The following is a 3081-nucleotide window of genomic DNA, read 5'->3' on the forward strand; positions in this document are numbered from 1 at the left end:
CAGACCGACACGCCCACCCGTCCTGGTCCGTCGGGTGTACCGGTCACTGATGCCAGACCGCTCTCGCATTGCACCAGAAGGTCATAGGCCTTGGCGTCGCGCATCGGGCCGTCTTCGCCATATCCGGTGATGTCGCAGGTCACGAGACGCGGGAAGCTCTCTCGCAGAGTCGCGGAATCGAGCCCGAGCTTGGCCAGCGCGCCAGGCAGCAGGTTCTGAATAAACACATCTGCGTTTTCCAGCATCCTGAGCAGGATTTCACGGTCTTCGTCGGCTTTAATGTCCAAGGCGACCGATTCTTTGCCTCGGTTCAGCCATGTGAAATAGGCGCTTTCACCGTTGGCGGCGGTATCGTAGGCGCGGGCGAAATCGCCTGCGCCCTTGCGTTCGATCTTGATCACGCGCGCGCCGGCGTCGGCCAGCCGCGAGGAGCAAAAAGGCGCGGCGACTGCCTGTTCCAGCGCAACGACGAGTTTGCCGGAAAGGGGGGCTAAGTCTGAACCTGGCATGAGTTTCTCTCAATTGATCCTGAAAGGTTGACTAAATCTAACAATTGTTAGAAAGATTATCAATACGCTTAAACAATGACTGGGTCGCTTGAAGGAGAACACCTATGCAGGATGCCAAAGGACCAGACCAGCTTTTCCAACGCGCGCTGGCAGAGGGCGAGATTCTGCTGCCCAAGTGCGACGACTGCAGGGCCTATCACTTTTTCCCGCGAGTCTTGTGTCCACATTGTCATGGCACCGCGATTTCGTGGAAGCAGGCTGGCGGCAAGGGACGGGTCCACACCACAACAGTCGTGCGCCGAAAGCCCGAACGGGGCGGCGACTACAACGTATGCGTCGTCGAGCTGGACGAGGGTGTCCGGATGATGAGCCGGGTCGAGGGCATTGCCCCGGGTGAGGTCGTCATCGACATGCCTGTAACCGCATTCGTGGGCGAGGCCGAGGGTGTTCCGGCCGTGCTTTTCAAACCGTCGGAGGGATAGGCCATGACCACTGAACTTCGGGGAAAATCCGCCATCGTGGGAACCGGTCATGCCGGTTTCGGAGAGGCCCATGGCCTGACGGCCTATGATGTCATGGCGCAATCCGCGCTTGCGGCGCTTGGCGATGCCGGGCTGAAACTGTCCGACGTCGACGGGCTGTTCTGCACCATGATGGAAGACAGCATGCCGGCGCTTATGGCGGCGGAGTATCTGGGCATCCAGCCCCGGTTCATTGATGGCACGATGTCGGGCGGTTCGTCCTTCGTAAACTACCTGACGTCCGCGACCATGGCGCTGGACGCCGGTCTGTGTGATGTCGCGCTGATTGTTTATGGCTCCAACCAGCGCACCGCGTCGGGCAGACTGGTGACCGCTTCACGTCCGCCGGCCTACGAGGCGCCGTATAATCCGCGCTATCCGATCTCGGCCTATGCGATGGCGGCGGCGCGGCACATGCATGAATATGGTACCACCCGCGAACAGCTGGCCGACGTGGCCGTTGCCGCGCGGGCCTGGGCGCAGCGCAACCCCGAAGCGTTCGAGCGCGGCCCGCTGACCCGCGAGGACGTGTTGGGTGCGCGCATGGTGGGCGATCCATTGACCGTGCGCGACTGTTGTCTTGTCACCGACGGTGGCGGCGCGATCGTAATGGTCCGCGCGGACCGCGCCCGGGATTTCCCGAAGGCACCTGTCTATGTGCTGGGCAGTGCTGCGGCAAGCTCGCACCGGCAGATTTCCCAGATGAAGGATTTCACCGTGACCGCGGCCCGCGACTCGGGCGCGCGCGCCTTTGCGGCGGCCGGAGTGACCCCTGCGGATATCCAGGCGGTCGAGCTCTATGATGCCTTCACCATCAACACGATTTTGTTTCTCGAAGATCTTGGGTTCTGCGCGAAGGGCGAGGGAGGGGCCTTTGTCGAGGGCGGACGCATCGCGCCTGGCGGCGTGTTGCCGGTGAACACGAATGGCGGCGGCCTGTCCTGCGTGCACCCCGGGATGTACGGCATCTTCACAGTGATCGAGGCTGCTCGTCAGATCCGTGGCGACGCGCCGGGCATTCAGTTGAAGGATATCGACCTGGCGCTGGCGCATGGCAACGGCGGTGTGCTGTCCAGCCAGGTCACGGCGATACTTGGATCGCAAAACACGCTCTGACGGCAACTAAGGGAGGAAAGTAAATGCCATTGGATTTCGAGGCATTGTCGAACTGGGACTTTGAGGAAATCGAACAGACGCTGACCGAACGGGATACCATCCTGTATGCACTCGGCCTTGGGTTCGGCGAGGATCCGACCGACAAAAAGGAGCTGGCCTATGTCTATGAGGACGGGCTCAAGGCAGTTCCCTCGATGGCGGTCATTTTGGGGTATCCCGGCTTCTGGCTGCGCGATCCCAAGACCGGCGTAAACTGGCAGAAAGTGCTGCACGGCGAACAGTGGCTCGACATCTACAAGCCGCTGCCGACAACTGGCCGGATTGTCGGCCGCAGCAAGATCGACTTCATCGCCGACAAGGGCGAGGGCAAGGGAGCCGTCATTTACCAAAGCCGTGATATTATCGACGCGGACAGCGGTGAAAAACTGGCGCGCGTGGCGATGTCGGCTTTCTGTCGCGGTGATGGGGGGTTCGGCGGTGAAAACCAAGCGGGTCCGGCACCCGCAGTGCTGCCTGATCGGGCGCCTGATCATGTATGTGATATCGATACCCTGCCGCGCCAAGCCCTTATTTATCGTCTCAGCGGTGATTTCAATCCGCTTCATGCTGACCCGGATGTTGCCCGTTCTGTCGGGTTCGACCGCCCGATCCTGCATGGTCTGGCGACCTATGGGCTGGCGGCCCGGGCGATTCTAAAGACGTTGCTTGACTATGATTCTGCCCGGCTTGTCGGTCTGGATGTTCGGTTCTCGGCGCCGGTCTATCCCGGCGAAACCGTGCGGTTCGAAATCTGGGAAGAGGACGGCGAGGCCCGGTTTCGAGCATCTATTCCGGCACGCGACGTGGTTGTTCTGAACAACGGCGCGGCGCGCTTCGCCTGAGGCAGTGAAGATGGCTCAACCGCTCAAGGATATCCTGGTGCTGGATTTCAGCAC

The 3081-nt window shown here is 61.1% G+C and carries 4 protein-coding genes; 3 read left to right on the forward strand and 1 reads right to left on the reverse strand.

Features of this window, described 5'->3' with window-relative positions:
- Nucleotides 1–509 (reverse strand): CaiB/BaiF CoA-transferase family protein (locus MRY75_RS10625; protein WP_292307631.1); only part of this gene is annotated, 509 nt, incomplete at its 3' end.
- 104 nt (nt 510–613) lie between these two features.
- On the opposite strand from MRY75_RS10625, the gene MRY75_RS10630 reads away from it, so the two are divergent.
- From MRY75_RS10630 to MRY75_RS10640, 3 genes are read left to right on the forward strand one after another with little or no spacing between them, the layout of a single operon-like run.
- Nucleotides 614–991 carry an OB-fold domain-containing protein gene (locus tag MRY75_RS10630; RefSeq protein ID WP_050685841.1) on the forward strand — a complete coding sequence of 126 codons (378 nt, stop codon included), beginning with the start codon at nt 614–616 and terminating at the stop codon, nt 989–991.
- 3 nt (nt 992–994) lie between these two features.
- The gene (locus MRY75_RS10635) at nt 995–2146 is read left to right on the forward strand and encodes a thiolase (RefSeq protein WP_057817220.1); all 1152 of its coding nucleotides are present in this window, start codon (nt 995–997) and stop codon (nt 2144–2146) included.
- A 23-nt stretch (nt 2147–2169) separates the two neighbouring features.
- On the forward strand, nt 2170–3027 hold the full coding sequence (locus MRY75_RS10640; protein ID WP_173644469.1) for a MaoC/PaaZ C-terminal domain-containing protein: 858 nt from the start codon (nt 2170–2172) through the stop codon (nt 3025–3027).
- Nucleotides 3028–3081 lie beyond the last annotated feature (54 nt).

The organism is Marivita sp., from assembly GCF_022763305.1.
Classification (GTDB): Bacteria; Pseudomonadota; Alphaproteobacteria; order Rhodobacterales; family Rhodobacteraceae; genus Marivita.